This is a genomic window from Streptomyces sp. NPDC048171, assembly GCF_043202655.1.
Classification (GTDB): Bacteria; Actinomycetota; Actinomycetes; order Streptomycetales; family Streptomycetaceae; genus Streptomyces.
This window is the reverse complement of the sequence record NZ_JBIDAU010000003.1, coordinates 570,400-592,790: the sequence shown is the minus strand read 5'-3', so window position 1 is coordinate 592,790 and position 22,391 is coordinate 570,400. Positions and strand designations below refer to the sequence as shown.

Annotated in this window: 19 protein-coding genes; 11 read left to right on the top strand and 8 right to left on the bottom strand. The window is 71.1% G+C overall.

Annotation, left to right across the window (positions count from 1 at the left end):
* Positions 1-105 precede the first annotated feature (105 nt).
* The 3 genes from whiH to ACGF3J_RS11345 all read left to right on the top strand — a co-directional run bounded on the left by whiH (position 106) and on the right by ACGF3J_RS11345 (position 3,973).
* On the top strand, positions 106-993 hold the full coding sequence (gene whiH, locus ACGF3J_RS11355) for a sporulation transcriptional regulator WhiH (RefSeq protein WP_161328821.1): 888 nt from the start codon (positions 106-108) through the stop codon (positions 991-993).
* A 429-nt stretch (positions 994-1,422) separates the two neighbouring features.
* Positions 1,423-2,961 (top strand): RNA polymerase sigma factor, encoded by a 1,539-nt coding sequence (locus ACGF3J_RS11350; protein ID WP_161328822.1) that lies wholly within the window; start codon positions 1,423-1,425, stop codon positions 2,959-2,961.
* Positions 2,962-3,094: 133 nt separating this feature from the next.
* Positions 3,095-3,973, top strand: coding sequence for a trypsin-like serine protease (locus tag ACGF3J_RS11345; protein WP_161328823.1), 879 nt, complete (start codon positions 3,095-3,097; stop codon positions 3,971-3,973).
* A 102-nt stretch (positions 3,974-4,075) separates the two neighbouring features.
* On the opposite strand, the gene ACGF3J_RS11340 is transcribed toward ACGF3J_RS11345, so the two are convergent.
* A complete protein-coding gene (locus tag ACGF3J_RS11340) occupies positions 4,076-4,306 on the bottom strand; it encodes a hypothetical protein (protein ID WP_122618489.1) in 231 nt (76 codons plus the stop codon).
* A 440-nt stretch (positions 4,307-4,746) separates the two neighbouring features.
* Between ACGF3J_RS11340 and ACGF3J_RS11335 the strand changes: the two genes are divergently transcribed.
* The 6 genes from ACGF3J_RS11335 (at position 4,747) to ACGF3J_RS11310 (ending at position 11,275) form a co-directional block, all read left to right on the top strand.
* Positions 4,747-6,870 carry a type IIA DNA topoisomerase subunit B gene (locus ACGF3J_RS11335; RefSeq protein ID WP_122618488.1) on the top strand — a complete coding sequence of 708 codons (2,124 nt, stop codon included), beginning with the start codon at positions 4,747-4,749 and terminating at the stop codon, positions 6,868-6,870.
* Positions 6,871-7,072: 202 nt separating this feature from the next.
* Positions 7,073-7,207, top strand: a complete 135-nt coding sequence (locus ACGF3J_RS11330) for a hypothetical protein (RefSeq protein ID WP_393853998.1) — start codon at positions 7,073-7,075, stop codon at positions 7,205-7,207.
* A complete protein-coding gene (locus ACGF3J_RS11325) occupies positions 7,204-8,358 on the top strand; it encodes a sensor histidine kinase (RefSeq protein WP_393853997.1) in 1,155 nt (384 codons plus the stop codon). The genes ACGF3J_RS11330 and ACGF3J_RS11325 overlap by 4 nt, the downstream gene beginning before the upstream one ends.
* Entirely contained in the window at positions 8,355-9,038 is a 684-nt protein-coding gene (locus ACGF3J_RS11320) for a response regulator transcription factor (RefSeq protein ID WP_161328826.1), read from the top strand. Before ACGF3J_RS11325 ends, ACGF3J_RS11320 begins: the two co-directional genes overlap by 4 nt.
* A 69-nt stretch (positions 9,039-9,107) precedes the next feature.
* Complete coding sequence (locus ACGF3J_RS11315) at positions 9,108-9,686, top strand: DUF485 domain-containing protein (RefSeq protein ID WP_393853996.1); 579 nt, start codon at positions 9,108-9,110, stop codon at positions 9,684-9,686.
* Positions 9,683-11,275 (top strand): cation acetate symporter, encoded by a 1,593-nt coding sequence (locus ACGF3J_RS11310; RefSeq protein ID WP_393853995.1) that lies wholly within the window; start codon positions 9,683-9,685, stop codon positions 11,273-11,275. Before ACGF3J_RS11315 ends, ACGF3J_RS11310 begins: the two co-directional genes overlap by 4 nt.
* Before the next feature lie 29 nt (positions 11,276-11,304).
* On the opposite strand, the gene ACGF3J_RS11305 is transcribed toward ACGF3J_RS11310, so the two are convergent.
* From ACGF3J_RS11305 to ACGF3J_RS11290, 4 genes are all read right to left on the bottom strand, one after another.
* Positions 11,305-11,985, bottom strand: coding sequence for a response regulator (locus ACGF3J_RS11305; RefSeq protein WP_393853994.1), 681 nt, complete (start codon positions 11,983-11,985; stop codon positions 11,305-11,307).
* Positions 11,982-13,685 (bottom strand): ATP-binding protein, encoded by a 1,704-nt coding sequence (locus ACGF3J_RS11300; RefSeq protein ID WP_393853993.1) that lies wholly within the window; start codon positions 13,683-13,685, stop codon positions 11,982-11,984. The genes ACGF3J_RS11305 and ACGF3J_RS11300 overlap by 4 nt, the downstream gene beginning before the upstream one ends.
* 141 nt (positions 13,686-13,826) lie before the next feature.
* The gene (locus ACGF3J_RS11295) at positions 13,827-14,771 is read right to left on the bottom strand and encodes a sucrase ferredoxin (protein ID WP_393853992.1); all 945 of its coding nucleotides are present in this window, start codon (positions 14,769-14,771) and stop codon (positions 13,827-13,829) included.
* A 54-nt stretch (positions 14,772-14,825) separates the two neighbouring features.
* Positions 14,826-16,085: a citrate synthase gene (locus ACGF3J_RS11290; RefSeq protein ID WP_161328832.1), complete on the bottom strand. Its 1,260-nt coding sequence runs from the start codon at positions 16,083-16,085 to the stop codon at positions 14,826-14,828.
* Positions 16,086-16,197: 112 nt separating this feature from the next.
* Here ACGF3J_RS11290 and ACGF3J_RS11285 point away from each other — a divergent pair, with 112 nt between their 5' ends.
* A complete protein-coding gene (locus tag ACGF3J_RS11285; protein ID WP_393853991.1) occupies positions 16,198-17,379 on the top strand; it encodes a citrate synthase/methylcitrate synthase in 1,182 nt (393 codons plus the stop codon).
* A 137-nt stretch (positions 17,380-17,516) separates the two neighbouring features.
* On the opposite strand, the gene ACGF3J_RS11280 is transcribed toward ACGF3J_RS11285, so the two are convergent.
* Together ACGF3J_RS11280 and ACGF3J_RS11275 are read right to left on the bottom strand one after the other, a co-directional pair.
* On the bottom strand, positions 17,517-17,753 hold the full coding sequence (locus ACGF3J_RS11280) for a hypothetical protein (protein WP_122618478.1): 237 nt from the start codon (positions 17,751-17,753) through the stop codon (positions 17,517-17,519).
* A gap of 121 nt (positions 17,754-17,874) precedes the next feature.
* On the bottom strand, positions 17,875-18,426 hold the full coding sequence (locus ACGF3J_RS11275) for a DUF6082 family protein (RefSeq protein WP_125495366.1): 552 nt from the start codon (positions 18,424-18,426) through the stop codon (positions 17,875-17,877).
* Positions 18,427-18,744: 318 nt separating this feature from the next.
* On the opposite strand from ACGF3J_RS11275, the gene ACGF3J_RS11270 reads away from it, so the two are divergent.
* On the top strand, positions 18,745-19,818 hold the full coding sequence (locus ACGF3J_RS11270; protein WP_161332794.1) for a GTP-binding protein: 1,074 nt from the start codon (positions 18,745-18,747) through the stop codon (positions 19,816-19,818).
* Here ACGF3J_RS11270 and ACGF3J_RS11265 read toward each other — a convergent pair.
* Positions 19,815-22,271: a DNA topoisomerase (ATP-hydrolyzing) subunit A gene (locus tag ACGF3J_RS11265; RefSeq protein WP_393853990.1), complete on the bottom strand. Its 2,457-nt coding sequence runs from the start codon at positions 22,269-22,271 to the stop codon at positions 19,815-19,817. The genes ACGF3J_RS11270 and ACGF3J_RS11265 overlap by 4 nt on opposite strands.
* Positions 22,272-22,391: the final 120 nt, after the last annotated feature.

The window sequence follows — 22,391 nt, the reverse complement described above, 5'->3', positions numbered from 1 at the left end:
TTCTTTCCGATAAGGCGTCAATTGCGACGGGGTGAGCGATCACCCTTTCGTGTGCTTTTCACCAAAGACCTCAAGGGAGTTGGGAACGGCGCCGACAAAGGATGCGTGAGTACCCTTGCGCACACCATGATGACCGCCGCCCGTTCCGCCGACTCCGGCCTCGCGAACCCGGGCGAACTCGACCGCTACCCCTACGCGGAGACGCCCGCCGTCGACCGCGTCGGGACGCCCTCCTGGGAGGGGGTGGAACCCGAGCTGGGGCGCGTGGGCCGGCGCACCGCGGGCAACCGTGGCCGCGGACTGCACGGGCAACTCGTCCAGCAGCTTGGCCAGATGATCGTTTCGGGTGACCTCGGTGCCGACCGCCCGCTGGTGCCCGAGGAGATCGGCCAGCGTTTCGAGGTGTCCCGCACCGTGGTCCGGGAGTCCCTCCGGGTGCTGGAGGCCAAGGGCCTGGTCAGCGCGCGACCGAACGTGGGAACGCGCGTGCGCCCCGTGAGCGACTGGAACCTCCTCGACCCCGACATCATCGAATGGCGTGCCTTCGGGCCGCAGCGCGACGACCAGCGCCGCGAGCTGAGCGAGCTGCGCTGGACGATCGAGCCGCTCGCCGCGCGCCTGGCCGCCGGGCACGGGCGCGAGGACGTGCAGCAGCGTTTGTCGGACATGGTCGGGATCATGGGCCACGCCATGGGGCAGGGCGACGCGCTGACCTTCTCGCGTGCCGACGCCGAGTTCCACACACTGCTCATTCAGGTCGCCGGAAACCGGATGCTGGACCACCTCTCGGGCATCGTCTCCGCCGCCCTCCACGTCTCCGGCGGCCCGGTCACGGGCTGTGACCGGCCGAACGATGTGTCGCTGGCCCAGCACGGCAGGATCGTCGACGCCCTCGCCGCGGGCGACGGCGCGGCGGCCGAGGCCGCCATGCGCCAGCTTCTGACCGTCCACCCCGAGGTGGAACGCGTGGTGCCCGCCCCCCGCGAGCACTGACCGCGTCCCGCCGGAACGGCGCGGTCCGGGCACGCCAAACCCCTCCTGTGGCAGTGACCGGACCAGCGCCGCCACCGTCGGACCCCGTGGAGTCCTCCGTGACGCCACGGGGTCCGACCGTGTGATGAGAGGCTGAGCCCTCCCGCTCGGTCGAATCGTGTGAGTTGATGGCCTTGTTTATCCGCGTATGACCGGATTTGATTGCTTACGGGGTGTGACTCGGGCCACGCGGATTGGGCGTAACGCTCCTGGGAACAACACGATGACCTAAGAGGTGACAGCCGCGGAGGGAATACGGGCGCCGTTCAAGGCGCTGTGCATCTCCCCCGGCGCCGCCCGCACCGTCGGCCCATCCCCAAGCCGGTGGTCGGCTCCAGTCCGCCGTGGACGGGGCCGGAAGCCGTTTTCCAACGTTCCGAGAGGTTGTTCGTGTCGGCCAGCACATCCCGTACGCTCCCGCCGGAGATCGCCGAGTCCGTCTCTGTCATGGCGCTCATTGAGCGGGGAAAGGCTGAGGGGCAGATCGCCGGCGACGACGTGCGTCGGGCCTTCGAAGCTGACCAGATTCCGGCCACTCAGTGGAAGAACGTACTGCGCAGCCTCAACCAGATCCTCGAGGAAGAGGGTGTGACGCTGATGGTCAGTGCCGCAGAGCCCAAGCGCACCCGAAAGAGCGTCGCAGCGAAGAGCCCCGCCAAGCGCACTGCCACGAAGGCGGTCGCGGCGAAGGCGGTGCCCGGCAGGAAGGCCGCCGCTCCCGCCACCCCGACGGCGCCCGCCCCCGAGCCCGCCGCCGAGGAAGAGGTGGAGGCGCCCGCGAAGAAGGCGGCGGCCAAGAAGACCACCGCCAAGAAGGCGGCGGTCAAGAAGACGACCGCCAAGAAGACCGCGGCCAAGAAGACGACCGCCAAGAAGGAAGACGGCGATCTTCCCGAGGACGAGGCGATCGAGGAGCCGAAGGCCGCGACGGAGGAGCCCGAGGGCACCGAGAACGCGGGCTTCGTGCTGTCCGACGACGACGAGGACGACGCCCCGGCCCAGCAGGTCGCCGCCGCCGGTGCCACCGCCGACCCGGTCAAGGACTACCTGAAGCAGATCGGCAAGGTCCCCCTGCTCAACGCCGAGCAGGAGGTCGAGCTCGCCAAGCGCATCGAGGCCGGCCTCTTCGCCGAGGACAAGCTCGCGAACTCCGACAAGCTCGCCCCCAAGCTCAAGCGCGAGCTGGAGATCATCGCGGAGGACGGGCGCCGCGCCAAGAACCACCTCCTGGAGGCCAACCTCCGCCTGGTGGTCTCCCTGGCCAAGCGCTACACCGGCCGCGGCATGCTCTTCCTGGACCTCATCCAGGAGGGCAACCTCGGTCTGATCCGCGCGGTGGAGAAGTTCGACTACACCAAGGGCTACAAGTTCTCCACGTACGCCACCTGGTGGATCCGCCAGGCGATCACCCGCGCGATGGCCGACCAGGCCCGCACCATCCGTATCCCGGTGCACATGGTCGAGGTCATCAACAAGCTGGCCCGTGTGCAGCGCCAGATGCTCCAGGACCTGGGCCGCGAGCCCACCCCGGAGGAGCTGGCCAAGGAACTCGACATGACCCCTGAGAAGGTCATCGAGGTCCAGAAGTACGGTCGCGAGCCCATCTCGCTGCACACCCCGCTGGGCGAGGACGGCGACAGCGAGTTCGGTGACCTCATCGAGGACTCCGAGGCGGTCGTCCCGGCCGACGCGGTCAGCTTCACCCTCCTGCAGGAGCAGCTGCACTCCGTTCTCGACACCCTGTCCGAGCGCGAGGCGGGCGTCGTCTCCATGCGCTTCGGTCTCACCGACGGTCAGCCGAAGACCCTCGACGAGATCGGCAAGGTGTACGGCGTCACGCGCGAGCGCATCCGCCAGATCGAGTCCAAGACCATGTCGAAGCTGCGTCACCCGTCGCGCTCCCAGGTGCTGCGCGACTACCTCGACTAGGACTCGCCGTACGAGCGACAAGGCCCGGTTCCGGCACAGCGGAACCGGGCCTTCGTGTTGATCAGCGGGTGCGCGTCCGGGCGTACTGGATCACTCTGGGTGTCCCACGACCACCTAGGAGTGAGGAGCCTGCATGCGTCGCCTCTTTGCCCGGGCACTGGCCCGGCCGCTGGTCCTGGCGGCCGCGGCGACCGCGATACCGCTGGGATCAGCCGCCCCCGCGTCCGCCGACAGCGTCGTCGTCGGGGGCTTTCCGGTCGAAGTCTCCGACAGTCCATGGACCGTCGCCCTGTCCAGCCGTGACCGGTTCGGAGGCGCGCGGGCGGGACAGTTCTGCGGGGGAGTGGCCGTCGGCCGGACCACCGTACTGACGGCCGCCCACTGCCTGGGGGAGGAAGTGCTCGGCTCGCCGCCGGAGCAGGTGGACGACCTGAAGGTCATCGCCGGCCGGACGGACCTGATGTCCGACCAGGGCCAGGAGATCCGCGTCCAAGCCGTCTGGGTCAATCCGGGCCACGACGATGCCAGCAACGCCGGCGACTTCGCGGTACTCACCCTCTCCGAAGCCCTGCCCGCAGGCTCGGTCATACACATGGCGGCCGACGGCGACCCGGCCTACACGCCCGACACGGGAGCACTCGTGTACGGCTGGGGGGACGCCTCGGGGGCCGGGGACTACGCGAACGGCTTGCGGGCGGCACGCGTGCGCGTCCTCCCCGACGCGAGCTGTCAGCGGGCGTACCCGGGGAGTGACGACGGGCGCTATCTCGCGGGCAGCATGCTCTGTGCGGGCGAGGACGTCGGCGGGCGGGACGCCTGCCAGGGGGACAGCGGGGGGCCGCTGGTCGGCCAGGGCAGACTCATCGGCCTGGTCTCCTGGGGGAGCGGCTGTGGGCGCCCGGGCAGTCCCGGGGTGTACACGCGCGTCTCCTCGATGCTGCGGACGCTCGGCTGGGACAGACCCGCAGTGAGCGCCGCCGAGCCGCGGCGCGGGGCGCCTGACGGCCGCTGAGGGCCCTTGGGGCACGAGCACGGGCGGCCGCCTCCGGGTTCCGGAGGCGGCCGCCCGTTCATCGGCCTAGCGCCGATTCGGCTCGTCGTCGGGCGCGTAGTGTCAGCGCTCTTCCTCAGGGGAAGAAGCCGGAACGGCCGTGAGCCGCTCCGTCTCGTCCTGTATCTCAGCGGCGATCTTCTTGAGTTCCGGCTCGAACTTGCGCCCGTGGTGGGCGCAGAAGAGCAGTTCTCCGCCGCTCAGCAGGACGACGCGCAGGTATGCCTGGGCGCCGCAGCGGTCGCAGCGATCGGCGGCCGTCAGCGGGCTTGCGGAAGTCAGAACAGTAGTCACGTCGCCTCTTCTCTAGCTCGACGAGCTGTCGTACCAGGGTCAACATCCAACCAGCCCCAAAACGTTCCCGCTCGTGGCTTTTCCTCGAAAAAACTTTCCGAGGGGCCGGCTGTTGCCGATTGGCGGCGAATGTGCCGTATTGCGTGTCTCTGTGTCGTACGGGTTCGCGCTGTCGGTCAGTGTCGGTCCGGCCGGCTGGGTTGCCGGTTTGTTCATGAGGACGTGCCCGGAGCCTAAATGGTTCATGCCTCGAAGGGAACGTGATGTGTACTTCACCCCATCGAGGGATCGAACAGGCATGCGACTCTGGACTAGGGTGAGACAGCGACGAGGGTGGCGTTGCAACGGCTCTACCAGGGCTCGGTACCCTCTGACCGGTGAACCGAGCCGCGCCCTTACCCAGCGGGGCCCCATCTGAAATTCAGCGAGGAGCGAACCGCGTGACCGCCGAGACATCCGTGCCGTCCACTGCGCTGCTGGCAGGAGCAGACCGGGACGGATCCAACTACACCGCGCGGCACCTGCTCGTCCTCGAGGGGCTCGAGGCCGTACGCAAGCGTCCGGGCATGTACATCGGATCCACCGACAGCCGCGGCCTGATGCACTGCCTGTGGGAGATCATCGACAACTCCGTCGACGAGGCCCTGGGCGACTACTGCGACCACATCGAAGTGATCCTCCACGACGACGGTTCGGTGGAGGTCAGGGACAACGGCCGGGGCATCCCCGTCGACGTCGAGCCCAAGACCGGCCTCTCCGGCGTCGAGGTCGTCATGACCAAGCTGCACGCCGGCGGCAAGTTCGGCGGCGGCTCGTACGCCGCCTCCGGCGGTCTGCACGGCGTCGGTGCCTCCGTGGTGAACGCCTTGTCCGCCCGCCTGGACATCGAGGTGGACCGCGACGGGCACACCCACGCCATCAGCTTCCGGCGCGGTGTCCCCGGAGCCTTCGCGGGGGCGGGCGCGGACGCCAAGTTCGAGGCGAAGAACGGGCTGCGCAAGGCCAAGAAGATCCCCAAGACCCGCAGCGGCACACGCGTGCGCTACTGGGCCGACCGTCAGATCTTCCTCAAGGACGCCAAGCTCTCCCTGGACACGCTGCACCAGCGGGCCCGCCAGACAGCCTTCCTGGTGCCGGGACTGACCATCGTCGTCCGGGACGAGCTCGGCCTCGGTGACGGCGGCAGCAAGGGCGAGGAGTCGTTCCGCTTCGACGGCGGCATCAGCGAGTTCTGCGAGTTCCTGGCCAGTGACCGGCCCGTCTGCGACGTCCTCCGCTTCAGCGGTCAGGGCAGCTTCAAGGAGACGGTCCCGGTGCTCGACGAGCACGGCCAGATGACGCCCACCGAGGTCACCCGCGACCTCGGCGTCGACGTCGCCATGCGCTGGGGCACCGGCTACGACACCACGCTCCGGTCCTTCGTCAACATCATCGCCACCCCGAAGGGCGGCACCCACGTCGCCGGCTTCGAGCAGGCGGTGACGAGGACGATGAACGAGGTGCTGCGGACCAAGAAGATGCTGCGCGTCGCCGAGGACGACGTCGTCAAGGACGACGCCCTGGAAGGGCTCACGGCGGTCGTCACGGTGCGGCTCGCGGAGCCCCAGTTCGAGGGCCAGACCAAGGAGGTCCTCGGCACGTCGGCGGCCCGCCGGATCGTGAACAACGTCATCACCAAGGAACTCAAGGCGTTCCTGACCTCCACCAAGCGGGACGCCGCCCAGCAGGCCCGCGTGGTGATGGAGAAGGCCGTCGCCGCAGCGCGGACCCGGATCGCCGCCCGCCAGCACAAGGACGCCCAGCGCCGTAAGACGGCCCTGGAGTCCTCCTCGCTGCCGGCGAAGCTCGCGGACTGCCGCAGTGACGACGTCGACCGCAGCGAGCTCTTCATCGTCGAGGGAGACTCCGCGCTGGGTACGGCAAAGCTCGCCCGGAATTCGGAGTTCCAGGCGCTGCTGCCGATCCGCGGCAAGATCCTCAACGTGCAGAAGTCGTCCGTGACCGACATGCTCAAGAACGCCGAGTGCGGTGCGATCATCCAGGTCATAGGAGCGGGGTCCGGCCGCACCTTCGACATCGACGCGGCCCGCTACGGCAAGATCATCATGATGACCGACGCCGATGTCGACGGCTCCCACATCCGTACCTTGCTGCTCACCCTGTTCCACCGCTACATGCGGCCCATGGTGGAGGCCGGCCGGGTCTTCGCCGCCGTGCCGCCGCTGCACCGCATCGAGCTGATCCAGCCGAAGAAGGGCCAGGACAAGTACGTCTACACGTACTCGGACCGCGAGCTGCGGGACAGGCTCATGGAGTTCCAGAGCAAGAACATCCGGTACAAGGACTCCATCCAGCGGTACAAGGGCCTGGGCGAGATGGACGCCGACCAGCTCGCGGAGACGACCATGGACCCCCGGCGCCGCACGCTGCGCCGGATCAACCTGACCGACCTGGAATCCGCCGAGCAGGTCTTCGACCTGCTGATGGGCAATGACGTCGCGCCGCGCAAGGAGTTCATCTCCAACTCGGCGGCGACGCTGGACCGGTCGCGCATCGACGCGTGACCACACTCTGCCGCTGAAGCCGGGCCCGGGACCCGTATCCGGGCCCGGTACTGGTTTCTCCACCCATGGGTGGAGTTCTCGGCCGTGCCGGGCTCCACCCATGATCCACCCGGGCTCCGATCCCGTGGCCTCGCCGTTTCCGTAACGTCGAAGGCGTCGGCGGGATCCGCCGCCGGCACATCCTTCTCCCGCTCACGGAGGCATGATGTCCGGGCCGCGCGCCGCCCTCGGAGTCCGCCAGGACAGCTCCGCCCCGCTCCTCGCCCTCGCGCAGGGAGCGACCCGGCCCGCCCGCGGTGCCGCCGTGTCCCGGCCCGCCCGGAAGGAGCCCGCGTGACGGAGAGCGTCTGGACGAGGTGGCCCTCCAAGGAGGCGCTCCGTCACGCGGGAGTCTCCACCCCCCGACGCCTGCTGGCCTGGTTCGCGCGCCTGGTGGTGTTCGGGGCACTGCTGTGGGGAGCGTTCACGACCAGCCATGTGCACGGCTGGGGCGCGGCCGCGGCGGCCGCCGGCCTGCTGATGGCGGTGTTCCTGGCATGGGCCTACTCCAGGACCACGCTCGCGCACCGGCTGTGGCCCTCCCTGGCGCTCCTCGCGGCGCTGCTGGGGGTGGCGGTCGCCGCGCAGGGCGGAGGCTTCCGGGTGCCTGCCCTGGTCATCTGGTGCGCCGGCTCCGTCGCAGCCCTGGAGAGGATGCCCCTCGTGGCGGCACTGCCCATGACGGCGGTGGCCCTGACCTCCTACGCCGCCGCCGCGGACGACCCGTGGCTGACCACCTTGGCGACGACGTCCGGACTGGCCCTCGCCGGGTACGTGCTGCGGCTGGACGCCGAGGGCAGGGGCAGCACCATGCGGCTGCTGGCCCAGGAGCGAGCCGCGCGCGCGGCCGAGGCCGAGTCCGCCGCGCTCGCCGAGCGGGCCCGCATCGCCCGGGAGATCCACGATGTACTGGCGCACAGCCTCTCCGCGCAACTGGTGCACCTGGAGGCGGCCCGGTTGCTGATCGAGCGGGGAGCCGACCGGGAGCGGATCCTCGACCGGGTGGTGGCGGCGCGCGGCATGGCCCGCGACGGACTCACCGAGACCCGGCAGGCGCTGTCCGCCCTGCGCGGTGAGCTGACGCCGCTGGAGGACTTCCTGGCCCACCTCGTCCGGACGGCCGGGAGCGACGCCGAGGTCACCATTACGGGGGACCGCAGACCCTTGCCGGCGGAGGCGTCACAGGCCGTGCGCAGAGTGGCGCAGGAGGCTCTGACGAACGCCCGCAAGCACGCCCCGGGCGCCGGCGTGCGGGTGCGCCTGGACTACGGCGCCCATGAGGTGATGCTCGACGTGCGGGACTCCGGAGGCTCGCCCGGCGAACTCACCACCACCGGAGGTGGGTACGGTCTGCTGGGCATGCGGGAGCGTGCCGAACTGCTGGGTGGCTCGCTGCGGGCCGGTCCGGGCGAGGAGGGGTTCGTGGTGACGTTGAAGGTGCCGGTATGACGGACGAAGCCCGGGGGACGCCCGCGCGGGTGGTCGTCGCGGACGATCAGACCGTGGTGCGGGAGGGGATCGTGATGCTTCTCGGACTGCTGCCCGGTGTCGAGGTGGTGGGCGCCGCGGGCGACGGCGAGGAGGCGGTGCGTCTGGTCGCCGAACTCGCCCCGGACGTGGTGCTGATGGACCTGCGCATGCCGCGATGCGACGGCGTCGAGGCGACCCGCAGGATCCGCTCCGAGCACCCCGGGACGCAGGTCGTCGTGCTCACGACGTACGCGGACGACGAGTCGCTGTTCCCGGCGTTGACGGCGGGTGCGCGCGGCTATCTCACCAAGGACGCGGGCGGGGACGAGATCGTCCGGGCGGTGCACAGCGTCCTGTCCGGGGACGCGGGGCTATCACCGGGCATCCAGCGGCGACTGCTGGAGCACCTGGCCGAGTCCGGGCTCCGGCCGGCCGGTCCGCAGGAGCCGCCGGACGGACTCACCACCCGGGAGACCGAGGTCCTGGTCCTGATCGCCGAAGGGCTCAACAACCAGCAGATCGCGAGCAGAATGCACGTCTCCACAGCGACCGTGAAGACCCACATCAACAACCTGTTCGCCAAGACGGGTCTCAAGGACCGTGCACAGGCTGTGCGTTACGCCTACGGGAAGGGGCTGGTCCCGCCACCCAGGGGTTGAGTCACCTGATGGGGTGAAGCGGTAAGGGAAGAAGAGTCGGGGATCTTCCCGTTCTGTCCATCCTTGGGCATGCAGTCAAGCAATGACCGTTCCCGCGGCGCCGGGAGTGGTCCCGAAAGCGCGGTCGACCCCCGCGCCGTGCCGGACCGGGCGTACGCCGAAGTGTCACCGGAACCCCGGTACGACGACATCCGGTACGACGACCCGTGGTACGACGCGCTCGCCTCCGGCTGGGGTGAGTCCGCGGATGCCGGGCCCCCCGAGCCGGTGCTGCCGGGGATGCGCGGGGAACCGGCCGGGGAACCGTCCCGGGGTGCGGCCGAGGTGTACCTGGAGGTGCAGCGCAGCCCCGCCTTCCAGGAGGTGCGCAGCCGGTACCGGAGGTTCGTGGTGCCGGCGGTCGCCGCCTTTCTCGTCTGGTACCTCGCCTACGTGGTGGCCGCCACCACGGCGCCCGAGCTGATGGCCCGTCCGGTGACGGGAGCGGTGAACGTGGCGATGGTCGCGGGGCTCGGCCAGTTCCTCACCACCTTCCTGCTCACCTGGGCGTACGCCCGGCATGCCCGGCTGCGCAGGGACCGGGCCGCGCTCGAACTGCGCTGGGACACCCAGGAACTGACCCGCGGCGTACGAGGTGGCGCGTCATGACCGGCGACCACCAGACGCTGGCGCTGCTGCTGTTCAGTACGTTCGTCGCCGTCACGCTGGGCATCACCACGTGGGTGAGCCGCCACCGGCAGGGGTCGGCGGAGGAGTTCTACGCGGGCGGCCGTCTCTTCTCACCGATGGAGAATGGTTTTGCCATCGCGGGCGACTACATGTCGGCCGCGTCCTTCCTCGGCATCTCGGGGCTCATCGCGCTCTACGGCTACGACGGCATGCTGTACTCGGTGGGCTTTCTGGTGGCCTGGCTCGTCGTGCTCTTCCTCGTCGCCGAACTGGTGCGCAACTGCGGCAGGTTCACCCTCGCCGACGTGGTGGCCTCCAGGATGCGGGAGCGGCCGGTGCGGATCGCGGCGGGGACCTCCTCGGTCACCGTGTCCGTCCTGTACCTGGTGGCGCAGATGGTCGGCGCGGGCAGTCTGGTCGCCCTGCTGCTCGGCGGCACCACCGAGGCGGCGCGCACCTGGACCGTCATCGGCGTCGGCGCACTGATGGTCATCTACGTGTCGCTGGGCGGGATGCGCGCCACCACCTGGATTCAGATCGTGAAGGCGGTGCTGCTGCTCGGCGGCACCGTGGCGCTGACCACGCTCGTCCTCGTGCGCTTCCAGGGCGACTTCGACCGGCTGTTGCGCACGGCGGCCGAACGCAGTGGCCACGGCGAGGCGTTCCTGGCGCCGGGGCTGGCGTACGGCGGGGACTGGACCTCCCGCTTCGACTTCATCAGCCTGGGGCTGGCCCTGGTGCTGGGCACGGCCGGGCTGCCGCACATCCTGTCCCGCTTCTACACGGTGCCCACGGCCCGCGCCGCGCGGCGGTCCGTCGTCTGGTCGATCGGACTCATCGGCGGCTTCTACCTGATGACGATCGTGCTCGGCTTCGGCGCCGCCGCCCTGGTCGGACCGGACGCCGTGCGCGCGTCCAACGCGGCCGGCAACACGGCGGTCCCGCTGCTCGCCCTCGACCTGGGCGGCGGCGCGGGCTCCACCGGAGGGACGGTGCTGTTCGCGGTCGTCGCCGCCATAGCCTTCGCCACCATCCTCGCGGTGGTCGCCGGCATCACCCTCGCGTCCTCCGCGTCCGTGGCCCACGACCTCTACGCGTCCCTGCGCCGCCGCGGGAAGGAGCCGCGCAGCGAGGTCGTCGTGGCGCGGATCGCCGCCGTCGGGATCGGTGCCGTCGCGATCGGACTCGGCCTGCTCGCCCGCGATCTCAACGTCGCGTTCCTGGTGGGCCTCGCCTTTGCCGTCGCCGCCTCCGCAAACCTGCCCGTGCTGCTCTACTCACTGTTCTGGCGCGGCTTCACCACGCGCGGAGCGGTGTGGGCCGTCTACGGCGGCCTGGTCCCGGCGGTGGTGCTCGTGCTGCTGTCCCCGGTGGTGTCGGGTGGTCCGCAGTCGCTCTTCCCGGACGTCGACTTCCAGTACTTCCCGCTGCAGAACCCGGGTCTGGTCTCGGTCCCCCTCGGCTTCCTCGCCGGCTGGCTGGGCACGGTCACCTCGCCGGAGGTCCCGGACGAGGCCAAGCACGCCGAGACCGAGGTGCGGTCACTGACCGGGGCGGGGGCCGTGTAGCGCGTGGGTGGGAGTGCGACCCGCCCGGTTCACGGGCGGGTCGCCCACTCGTAGCGGTGTTCCGGGCGGCCCGCGTCGCCGTACTTGAGCGTCAGCCTGGCCCGTCCCGTGCGCTCCAGGAGCTTCAGATAGCGCTGTGCGGTCTGGCGGCTCACCCCGGTCCGTTCCGCGATCTCCTGGGCGGAGAGCGGTCCGTCGGACTTCATCAGGCACTGGCGTACCGACTCGGCTGTGGTGGGGGAGTGGCCCTTGGGCAGCCCCGGTTCCGACGGCGCCGACAGGGCGCCGAAGATCCGGTCCACCTCCGCCTGCTCCGCCTCACCGCCACCGTCGAGGGTGCGCCGCAAATCCGCGTACGCCTCCAGCTTGGCGCGCAGCCCCGCGTAGGCGAAGGGCTTCACCAGGTACTGGAGTGCTCCCTGCCGCATCGCCGCCTGGACGGTCGACACGTCCCGGGCGGCCGTCACCATGATCACGTCCGTCTGGTGGCCGCGCCGCCGCATCTCCTGGACGACCTCCAGGCCGGTCCGGTCGGGCAGATAGTGGTCGAGCAGGACCAGGTCGACGCGCGGCAGCCGTTCCACGCTGCGCAGGGCCTCCACGGCGCTGTGCGCCTGGCCCGCGACGTGGAAGCCCGGCACCTTCTCCACGTAGGCGGCGTTGACCCGCGCGACCCGCGTGTCGTCGTCCACGACCAGGACCTCGATCATCGGGACTCCTCCTCGGCAGCGATGTTCACGGGGGCGGGGGCGGGTACCGCGCGGGGGGCGGGGACGGGTTCCAGGTCCGCCTCCGCCAGTGCATCCGCCAGTGCCTCGGGCAGGACGACCACGAATTCCGCGCCTCCGCCGTACGCGGCGTCGACGGTGGCGCTGCCGCCCTGCCGCTCGGCCAGCCTGCGCACCAGCGACAGCCCGATACCGCGCCGCCGGTGCGCCGGCGGCTCCTTGGTCGACCATCCCGCCGTGAAGACCAGCTCGCGGTGTTCCGCCGGAATCCCGGGCCCGGTGTCGCGCACCTGGAGCGTGACGGCCCGCCCCCGTGCGCGCAGCTCGACCTCCACGCGCGCGTGCGGCGTCCCCGCGGTGGCGTCGAGAGCGTTGTCCACCAGGTTGCCGACGATCGTGACGAGCCCCCTGGGGTCGACCAGCCCATCCGGCAGCCGCGTCCGGTCCGACACCCAGAGGGTCACTCCGCGTTCCGCCGCGACGGTCGCCTTGCCGACCAGCAGGGCGGTCAGCAGCGGGTCCTGGATCCGCTCGGTGATCTGCTCCGCGGTCACCCGGTGATCGCCGACCACCTCCCCGACGAACTCCACGGCGTCGTCGTACATCTCCAGTTCGAGCAGCCCCAGCAAGGTGTGCATGCGGTTGGCGTGCTCGTGGTCCTGGGCGCGCAGGGCGTCGATCAGGCCACGCGTCGAGTCCAGCTCCCGGCCGAGCTGCTCCAGCTCGGTGCGGTCGCGGAGGGTGACGACCGCACCGCCGTCGTCGGTGGGCATCCGGTTGGCGACCAGGACCCGCTGGCCGCGGACGGTCAGCAGGTCGGTGCCGGTCACCCGGCCCGCCAGGACATCGGCCGTGCGCCCCGCGCCGAGCGCCTCGTCGGGGGAGCGGCCGACGGCCTCGGCGCCGACGCCGAGCAACCGCTGCGCCTCGTCGTTGAGCAGCCGCACCCTGCCCCCGCGGTCCAGGGCGACCACACCCTCCCGGATGCCGTGCAGCATGGCCTCGCGCTCCGCGAGCAGGCCCGCGATGTCCGAGAAGGCCAGGTCGCGGGTCTGCCGCTGCACCCGGCGCGAGATGAGCCAGGCCGCCAGCGCGCCCACGGCCAGGGCGCCGCCGGCGTATGCGAACAGGCCCGGAATGGCGTGGATCAGCCGTGCCCGCACGCTGTCGTAGGCGATGCCGACCGAGACCGCTCCCACGATGTCGCCGTCGGCGTCGCGCAAGGGCACCTTGCCGCGTGCGGAGCGTCCGAGGGTGCCGTCGTCGATCTCCATCACGTCACGTCCGGCCAGCGCCTGCCCGGGGTCGGTCGAGACGACCTCGCCGATCCGTGACGGGTCGGTGTGCGACCAGCGCACGCCCTGCCGGTCCATCACCACGACGTACTCGGCCTGCGTGGCCCTCCGGATCCGCTCCGCCTCCGTCTGCACCGCGCCGTCCGTCGCCGGACGGGTGGTCCGCAGTTCCTCGGCGATCTGCGGCTGCTGCGCGGTGGTCTGCGCGATCGCCAGCGCCCGGCGCATCGCCTGGTCGTCCAGCTGGTCACCGAGCGGCGCCAGGAACAGACCGGTCGCGAGCACCGCGACTCCCGCGGCGATCGCCAGCTGCATCAGCAGCACCTGCGAGAACACCCGCCGGGGCAGGCCGAGGCGCCTGCGGCGTACGGGGGGAGTGGAGCTCATACCCATGACCGTACGTGGGAGGCGGGGGCATCCCGTAGAGGGATGTGGCGCGGATCTCCCGTTACGCACTCCGGGCGGGCCGGTGCGTCCACGCGTTCCCGGGCGGGCCGGCACATCCACGCGTCCGGGCGGGCCGGTGCGTCAGCTCGCGAGCGCCGCCGTCACGGTCAGTGCGCGCACCGCCGTGATCTCCATGCGCGCCGGCGAGCCCAGGACCGAGGCCCCGCAGCTCTCCGGGCGCGGCGGCGACGACGCGCCCTGGGCGACGGTGACCCGCCAGAGCCGTCCGTCCTGGTGGGCCAGGGTGACCTCCCAGCGAGGTGCGGTGCCGTCCGTCCGTACGACGCTCAGCGCCCCGGCCGCGTCCTCGCCCAGCGTCGAGCGCAGGGCCAGCTCGGCGGCCTGTCCGGGACGTTCCCACGCCGAGTTCCCGCGGCAGCCCTCGACGACGATCCGGCCCTCCCGCGCGCCGTGCAGGATCTCCTTGACGTCGTGGGCCTGGACGCGGCCGTAGACGTATCCGTGGGGCAGGACGAGCACGGTCGGCGAGAAGCGGTGGCCTCCCAGGTGCGTGACCTCCCAGACGCCCGCCGCCCCGGAGGCGGCGAGTTCGGCCGCCAGCGGGCGGCCGAGGAGTGCGCAACAGCGGTCCCGCTTGCCGTTGGTGCAGACGAGAGCCAGGGGATCGCCGAGATGGGGGCCGCCGTCGAGGGCCGAGTCGAAGCCGCGGTGATCGCCCCGGCCGAGCGCCGCGAAGTCGAGGTCGAGCAGCCGTCGGGGATCCCTGATCGTGGTGGCGTGCACCCACACGTTTCCCGGCACGGTGTGGGCCGCGTACACCCGGCGTTCGACCGGAGTGCCGCGGTCCGCGTGTCGTCCGGGCCGGCGGATGAGCGCGACGCGCACGCCCGTACCCTTCACCGCCTCTTCCAGGGTGCGGCCGAGTGCGGGGTCCAGGTGGCTCGACGTCAGCGCCTTGGCGCCCCACGGGCCGGGCTGTTCGAGAAGCAGCCAGGTCGTCGCGATGGGCGCGGTGCCCGAAACGGGCTCGTCGAGGTCCCAGGAGACGGTTGAGCACGTACTCACAGAGGTGAGCCTAACCTGACTTGCCGCGCGGTGGCTGCCCACCGCGCGGGAACGCTACTCCGGCAGAGGCTGCGGCGGCCGCGGGCCCGTGTAGAGCCCACTGGGCCGCATCCGCAGGGGGCGCTCTCCGTACTCCTCCAGCGCGTGCGCGATCCAGCCCGCCGTGCGGGCCACCGCGAAGATCGTCTCGGCCGCCGAGGGCGCCATGCCGGAGGAGGCGGTGAGGACGGCGAGGGCCAGGTCGACGTTGGCGTGCAGCGGGGTGTGGCGGGCGGCGGTGGACTGGACGTCCCGGGCCGCGGCGAGCGCGGGCCCGGCTCGCGGAATGTCCTCCAGGAGCGCGAACAGGGCACGCGCGCGTGGGTCCTCGCCGGGGTAGAGCCGGTGGCCGAGGCCCGGGATGCGCCGGCCGGCCCGCAGTTCCTCGGCGACCACGGGTGCCGCGTTGCCCTGGTCGAGCACCTCCAGCAGCATCCGGTGCGCGAGCCCGCCGGCGGCACCGTGCAGCGGCCCCTCGATCACGCCGAGCCCGGCGGACACTGCGGCGTAGGCGTGCGCCCGGGCCGACGCCGCCACGCGCACGGCGAGCGTGGAGGCGGCCAGGTCGTGGTCGACGAGCAGGGAGAGAGCGGTGTCCAGGGCGTGCAGCGTCGGCTCGTCGGCGGGACGCCCGCTGAGCCGGGTCCACAAGCGGTGGGCGAGGGGGGCCCGGTCGTCGCCGTCGCGCGCTACGGGCGGCAGCGCGGCGACGAGGGTGGGGATGAGGATGCGCGCGGTGCCCAGGACCGCGTCCTCGGACAGGTCGAAGCGGAGCGGGTCCGCGACCGCGGCGGCGATCGCCGCGACCCGCAACCGGTCGGTGGGGGCGGCGTGTTCGGGCAGGGCGCCGACGGCCCGGCGGGCGACGGTCACGGAGGACTCGGGCGCGGAGAAGGCGGCGCCGGAGCGCAACTCCCCGGTCCAGAGCCATTCGGCGACCTCTTCGTAGCTGTGGCGCGCGGCGAGTTCGACCGCGTCGACGCCCCGGTAGTAGTAGCGGTCGCTCTCGATGAGCGTGATGCGGGTGCGCACGGCCAGTTCCTGGCCGGAGGCCGCCGGTGTGCCGGTGTCGCGCCGGTTGCGCCGGGCGAGGGCCCGTACCTCCTGTGCGTCGAAGGTGCTGCCCCTGCCGTCGTGGGTGCGTCGGCTGCCGAGCCGGCCGCGGCTGACGTACGCGTACACGGTCTCGGGTTTCACGCCGAGGAGTTCGGCCGCCTCCTTGGTGGTCAGGCGCCGTTCGGCGTCGCCCGGGCGGCCGGGGTCTTGATCGCGCATGGGGTCACCGTATCGATCCTGAGGGTCTGTCCTGAGCCGCACATTGATTTAATCAATATTGACAGGTAGATAGTCAAGTATAGACAGTTGACTCAAGTTCGAGGAGGCAATCATGTCTGTCAACAGAACCGCTGCCGACCTGTCGCCGACGGCGCCCGTCGAGGTGCCGCGCGGGCTTGCCGGTGTCGTGGTGGCCGAGACCGAGGTCGGCGACGTCCGGGGGCTCGAGGGCTTCTACCACTACCGCCAGTACTCGGCCGTCGAACTCGCGCGCAGCCGCGGCTTCGAGGACGTCTGGCATCTCCTGGTGCACGGGGAACTCCCGGACGCGCGGCGCGGGGCGGCCTTCGCCGCCGAGACCGCGGCGATGCGGAGCCTCCCCGACACGGTGCGCGCGGCGCTGCCCGCCATCGCGGCGGCCGGCGGGCACTCCGGCCCGCTCGCCGGCATGCGCACGGCCCTGTCGCTGCTGGGCGCGGCCCGGGGCTTCAGGCCCGTGTACGACCTGTCGGCCGAGCAGCGCCGCCAGGACACCCTGGTGGCCGCGGCCGCCGTCCCGACGCTGCTGACCGCCCTGCACCGGCTGGCACGCGGACTCGACCCGGTCGAGCCGCGCGAGGACCTGTCCTACGCGGCGAACTACCTCTACATGTTGACGGGCGAGGAGCCGGACGCCCGGCGCACGCGGGCGATCGAGCAGTACTTGATCTCCACCATTGACCACGGCTTCAACGCGTCAACGTTCACCGCGCGGGTCATCGCCTCGACGGGCGCGGACGTCGCGGCGGGCCTCACCGGAGCCGTGGCGGCGTTGTCCGGGCCCTTGCACGGCGGTGCGCCGAGCCGGGCGCTGGACACCCTGGACGCCATCGGCACCCCGGAGCGCATCGACGGCTGGATCCGCGAGCGGGTGCTCGCCGGTGACCGCATCATGGGCTTCGGCCATGCCGTCTACCGCACCGAGGACCCGCGCTCCAGGATGCTCCGTGAGGTGGCGCAGGGGTTCGGCGGTCCGCGCGTGGAGTTCGCCGTCGAGGTGGAGCGCCGGGTCGAGGCGATCCTCGCGGAGCTGAAACCGGGACGGGAGTTGCACACCAACGTCGAGTTCTACGCGGGCGTGGTCATGGAACTGTGCGGTCTGCCGCGCGAGATGTTCACCCCGACGTTCGCCGCGGCGCGGGTGGTGGGCTGGAGCGCGAACATCCTGGAACAGGCGCGGGACTCGAAGATCATCCGTCCGGCGGCACGGTATGTGGGGCCGGGGGCGCCGGTCGGGGTGCCGGTGGTGGCCTGAGAAACGAGCGGCCTGGTGCCGTTCGGGCGCCAGGCCTGGTCGAGGGGGCGTCGGGCATGGACGGGGTGCCGGATGCCTCGACGGTGGGGTGTCCGGCGCGGGCGGCGGTGGGTGCGGCCGGAGACACGGGGGTGCCGTCAGGCGTCGGGGATGTCCGCCTTGGCCCGGATCAGGGTCTCCCGGCTCACGACGACGATGCGTTCGTAGTCGGCGCGGGCGGCGTCGGCGGGCAGTTCACGCTCCAGCGCCTCGGTGGCCTCGGTGCCGATGACGGCGAAGTTGCCGTCGCTCAGTTCGAAGACGTCCGGGCAGGTGGATCCCGTGGTACTGCCACGAGCGCTGGGAGGCACACCGATGCGGCGCACGATTTTCAAGGGGTACCGGTCCTTAGAGACAAAGCTGGCGGAGTGACGAGGCCACACCGTACTGGGTGATCGCGGACCACGTCGGCCCGTACGCCGAGAGACACTCCGTCGCTAACTCCGTTGGGTGGCCTCAGTCGTTCGGAGGCGTGCCCACGACCCACCACTCGTCCGTGTCGGCCTCGTCCAGGTCCCTGACGAGAGCGTCGACCACCCGCCCCAGTCGGGCTTCCTCGGAGCGCTCGTCGAGGGAGGCGCGCATGTTCCTCGACGCCTCCCAGTACTCACGGAAGATCGGACTCTGGAAGAACTCCCGCAGGCGCCCCTGGAGCCCTTCCTGATCCAGGAGTCCTGCCTGATGCACGTGGTAGAGGTTCACGTACCAGGCGTTCGCGTAGAAGAACTGGCGGCGTCGTTCGGCCGGGATTCCCTTGTCGTAGGTGTCGATCACCTCGGCCAGGGACGGGTCGTCGATCGCCCTGGTGAGCAACTCCCAGTGCATACGCTGCTGATGCGCCAGCGACTGCCGCCGACTGGTCAGCTCCTCCAGCTCCAGTATTCGCTCCTGCAAGCGCACCGTCTCCAGCCGCCACTGCCGCGCGGCCAGCGACAGTCCCGCCGTGGCGAGCAGCAGCCCGGTCGCCGCGGAGCCGAACCTCCCCGTGATCTTCTTGCGTGTGGCCATGTCAACCCCCGAATCAGGCGACCGCCCGCCGGTCGTCGAGTGCGGGTCGGCTGACGGGGGCCGGCGAGCGATGGGCGGCGCGTGCCACCTCCAGAGTGCCGAGCGGCGCTGATCGGCGGGGAGGCGGAGAGGAGGCGCACGGAGGGAAGCGAGGGTCGCACACTCCGGCGCCTTGCCAGACGCATGCCCCGAGAGCGCTGCTAACAATCGTTCACTCCGCGCCGGTCGCGGCGACTCGTATCCTGAGCAGGCCATTCCGCGCGCGGTGCACGACTTGCCGCGCAACGGCGTACGCGTAGGTGAGAGAGAGGTCGCACGGTGGGGCAGCGCCCGACACGGCAGCAGATTCCGGTCGTCGTACTCGCCGGGTTCCTCGGCTCCGGGAAGACCACGCTCCTCAACCACCTCCTCCACCGCAGCGGAGGCAACCGGATCGGCGCCGTCGTCAACGACTTCGGCTCGATCGAGATCGACGCGATGGCCGTCGCCGGAGCCCTCGGCGACTCCACCGTGTCGCTCGGCAACGGCTGCCTGTGCTGTGCCGTCGACGTAGGCGAACTCGACGGGTACCTGGCGCGGCTCGCCCGGCCCGAGGCCGGCATCGACGTCATCGTCATCGAGGCGAGCGGCCTGGCCGAGCCGCAGGAACTCGTGCGCATGGTGCTCGCCGGCGAACAGCCGGAGGTCGTCTACGGCGGACTCGTCGAGGTCGTCGACGCCGCCGAGTTCGACGACACGCGGGCCCGGCACCCCGAGATCGACCGGCACCTGGCCCTCGCCGACCTGGTCGTGGTCAACAAGACCGACCGGGCCGAGGACGCCGAGCGCGTGCTCGCCCTCGCCCGCTCGCTCAGTGACGGCGCCGCCGTCGTCCCCGCGACCTACGGCCGTATCGACCCCGCGTTCCTCTACGAGTGCCGGCCGAGCGAGGAGCGCGTGGGGCAGCTGTCCTTCGACGACCTGCACGACCGCGACGCGGACGGTGCGCACGCCGAGCACCTGCACGCCGCGTACGACACCCTCTCGTTCGTCTCCGACGAGCCGCTGGACCCGCGCCGGCTGATGCGGTTCCTCGACAGCCGGCCCGAGGGCCTGTACCGGATCAAGGGGTACGTCGACTTCGGTCCGTACGACGCGCGCAACCGATACGCCGTGCACGCGGTGGGACGCTTCCTGCGCTTCTACCCGGAGCCCTGGCCGCCCGGCGCCGCCCGCCGCACCCAACTCGTCCTCATCGGCTCGGGCATCGACGCGCCCGCCCTGGACAAGGAACTCGACGCCTGCCGCAGCGACACCCCGCACGCCGACGAGCACGGCATGTGGGGCGTCCTGCGCTACGTACCTTCCCCGGACGGCGCATCCCCGGACGGTGCGGAGCCGCCCACCGTCTAGGCGGGGCCCGCCACCACCGACACCGTCTTCGGCAGCGAGACGCCGGAGCCGTCGCGGCGCGGGTCGATGTCCGGGAGCTGGGCCGGTGTGCCGTTCTTCTGGGCGGCCAGCGCCGGGGTCGGGCCCGCCCAGGCGAAGGCCAGGCAGTCCTCGCCCTTCAGGAAGCGCTGGCAGCGCACGCCACCCGTGGCGCGCCCCTTGCGGGGGTACTGGTCGAACGGCGTGAGCTTGGCCGTGGTCTGCACGGAGTCGTCCAGGGTGCCGCGCGAACCGGCCACCGTGAAGACCACCCCGTCCACGGCCGGGTCCACCGCCGTGAAGGAGATGACCTTGGCTCCGTCGGTGAGCTTGATGCCGGCCACACCGCCCGCCGGGCGGCCCTGCGCGCGCACCTGTGAGGCCTGGTAGCGCAGGAGCTGCGCGTCGTCCGTGATGAAGACCAGGTCCTCCTCGCCGGTGCGCAGCTCGGCGCCGCCGACGATGCGGTCGCCCTCCTTGAGGGTGATGACCTCCAACTCGTCCTTGTTGGACGGGTAGTCGGGCACCACCCGCTTGACCACGCCCTGTTCGGTGCCGAGCGCCAGGCCCGGCGAGGACTCGTCCAGGGTGGTCAGGCAGACGACCGTCTCGTCGTCCTCCAGGGACACGAACTCGGCCAGCGGCGCGCCGCCCGCCAGGTTCGGCGCCGGCATGGACTCGGGGAGCTGGGGCAGGTCCACGACGTTCACCCGCAGCAGTCGTCCGGCGGACGTCACCACGCCGACCTCGCCGCGCGCGGTGGCCGCCACCGCCGAGACGATCAGGTCGTGCTTGACGCGCTTGGCACCGGCTTCCGTGACCAGCGGATCGGCGTTCGCGGTGCGGGCCAGCAGGCCCGTCGAGGAGAGCAGCACCCGGCACGGGTCGTCCGCCACCTGGAGCGGCACGGCGGCGACCGGGACGCCGCCCGACTCCAGCAGCGTCGTACGGCGGTCGGTGCCGAACTTCTTGGCGACCGCCGCCAGTTCGGTGGAGACCAGCTTGCGCAGCTCCGCGTCCGAGTCGAGGATCCGGGTCAGCTCCTCGATCTCCGCGTTGAGCCGCTCCTTCTCGGCCTCCAGCTCGATGCGGTCGTACTTGGTGAGCCGGCGCAGCGGCGTGTCCAGGATGTACTGCGTCTGGACGTCGCTCAGCGAGAACTGCTCCATCAGGCGCTGCTTGGCCTGCGCGGAGTTCTCGCTGGAGCGGATGACGCGGATGACCTCGTCGATGTCGAGCAGTGCGGTGAGCAGGCCCTCCACGAGGTGCAGCCGGTCGCGCTTCTTGCCCCGGCGGAACTCGCTGCGCCGCCGTACGACGTTGAAGCGGTGGTCGAGATAGACCTCGAGCAGCTCCTTGAGGCCCAGGGTGAGGGGCTGGCCGTCCACCAGGGCGACGTTGTTGATGCCGAAGGACTCCTCCATCGGCGTCAGCTTGTAGAGCTGCTCCAGGACCGCCTCGGGCACGAAGCCGTTCTTGATCTCGATGACCAGGCGCAGTCCGTGTTCGCGGTCGGTGAGGTCCTTGACGTCCGCGATGCCCTGGAGCTTCTTCGAGCCCACCAGGTCCTTGATCTTCGCGATGACCTTCTCGGGACCGACCGCGAAGGGCAGCTCGGTGACGACGAGGCCCTTGCGCCGGGCCGTCACCGTCTCCACGGACACCGTCGCACGGATCTTGAAGGTGCCGCGGCCCGTCTCGTACGCGTCCCGGATGCCGGGCAGGCCCACGATCCGGCCGCCGGTGGGCAGATCGGGGCCCGGCACGTGCTTCATCAGGGCGTCGAGATCGGCGTTCGGGTGCCGGATCAGGTGCCGGGCGGCGGCGATCACCTCGCGCAGATTGTGCGGCGGCATGTTGGTCGCCATGCCGACCGCGATGCCGGAGGCGCCGTTGACCAGCAGGTTCGGGAAGGCGGCGGGGAGCGCCACCGGCTCCCGCTCCTGCCCGTCGTAGTTGGGGCCGAAGTCGACGGTGTCCTCGTCGATGGAGTCCGTCATCAGGCTGGTGGCCTCGGCCATCCGGCACTCGGTGTACCGCATGGCGGCCGGCGGGTCGTCGTTGCCCAGCGAGCCGAAGTTGCCGTGGCCGTCCACCAGGGGCACGCGCATCGAGAAGGACTGGGCCATGCGCACCAGCGCGTCGTAGATGGACGCGTCACCGTGCGGATGCAGCTTGCCCATGACCTCGCCGACGACGCGGGCGCACTTCACGTAGCCGCGCTCGGGCCTGAGGCCCATCTCGCTCATCTGGTACACGATCCGGCGGTGCACCGGCTTGAGGCCGTCGCGGGCGTCCGGCAGTGCACGGGAGTAGATGACCGAGTACGCGTACTCGAGGAAGGAGCCCTGCATCTCGTCGACGACGTCGATGTCGAGGATCTTCTCCTCGTACGAGTCGTCGGGCGGCGGGGTCTTCGTACTACGGCGGGCCATCGCTGCCGGCTCCTTGCTGAAGCGTGAACGGTGATCTGACGCCGTCCATTGTGGACTGCGGCACTGACAGCCACCGACCAGGACCCGTCACGGGCTGCCCGGCCCGGCGCTGCCCGCAGA

Bases quoted from the DNA above. Each gene is read 5' to 3' on its own strand.
- ACGF3J_RS11265 (WP_393853990.1), bottom strand. From the start codon at position 22,271: ATGGCCCGCCGTAGTACGAAGACCCCGCCGCCCGACGACTCGTACGAG.
- ACGF3J_RS11330 (WP_393853998.1), top strand. From the start codon at position 7,073: ATGATGTCCGGGCCGCGCGCCGCCCTCGGAGTCCGCCAGGACAGCTCC.
- ACGF3J_RS11320 (WP_161328826.1), top strand. From the start codon at position 8,355: ATGACGGACGAAGCCCGGGGGACGCCCGCGCGGGTGGTCGTCGCGGAC.
- ACGF3J_RS11305 (WP_393853994.1), bottom strand. From the start codon at position 11,985: ATGATCGAGGTCCTGGTCGTGGACGACGACACGCGGGTCGCGCGGGTC.
- ACGF3J_RS11290 (WP_161328832.1), bottom strand. From the start codon at position 16,085: ATGCGCGATCAAGACCCCGGCCGCCCGGGCGACGCCGAACGGCGCCTG.
- ACGF3J_RS11300 (WP_393853993.1), bottom strand. From the start codon at position 13,685: ATGAGCTCCACTCCCCCCGTACGCCGCAGGCGCCTCGGCCTGCCCCGG.
- ACGF3J_RS11315 (WP_393853996.1), top strand. From the start codon at position 9,108: ATGCAGTCAAGCAATGACCGTTCCCGCGGCGCCGGGAGTGGTCCCGAA.
- ACGF3J_RS11285 (WP_393853991.1), top strand. From the start codon at position 16,198: ATGTCTGTCAACAGAACCGCTGCCGACCTGTCGCCGACGGCGCCCGTC.
- ACGF3J_RS11345 (WP_161328823.1), top strand. From the start codon at position 3,095: ATGCGTCGCCTCTTTGCCCGGGCACTGGCCCGGCCGCTGGTCCTGGCG.
- ACGF3J_RS11310 (WP_393853995.1), top strand. From the start codon at position 9,683: ATGACCGGCGACCACCAGACGCTGGCGCTGCTGCTGTTCAGTACGTTC.
- ACGF3J_RS11275 (WP_125495366.1), bottom strand. From the start codon at position 18,426: ATGGCCACACGCAAGAAGATCACGGGGAGGTTCGGCTCCGCGGCGACC.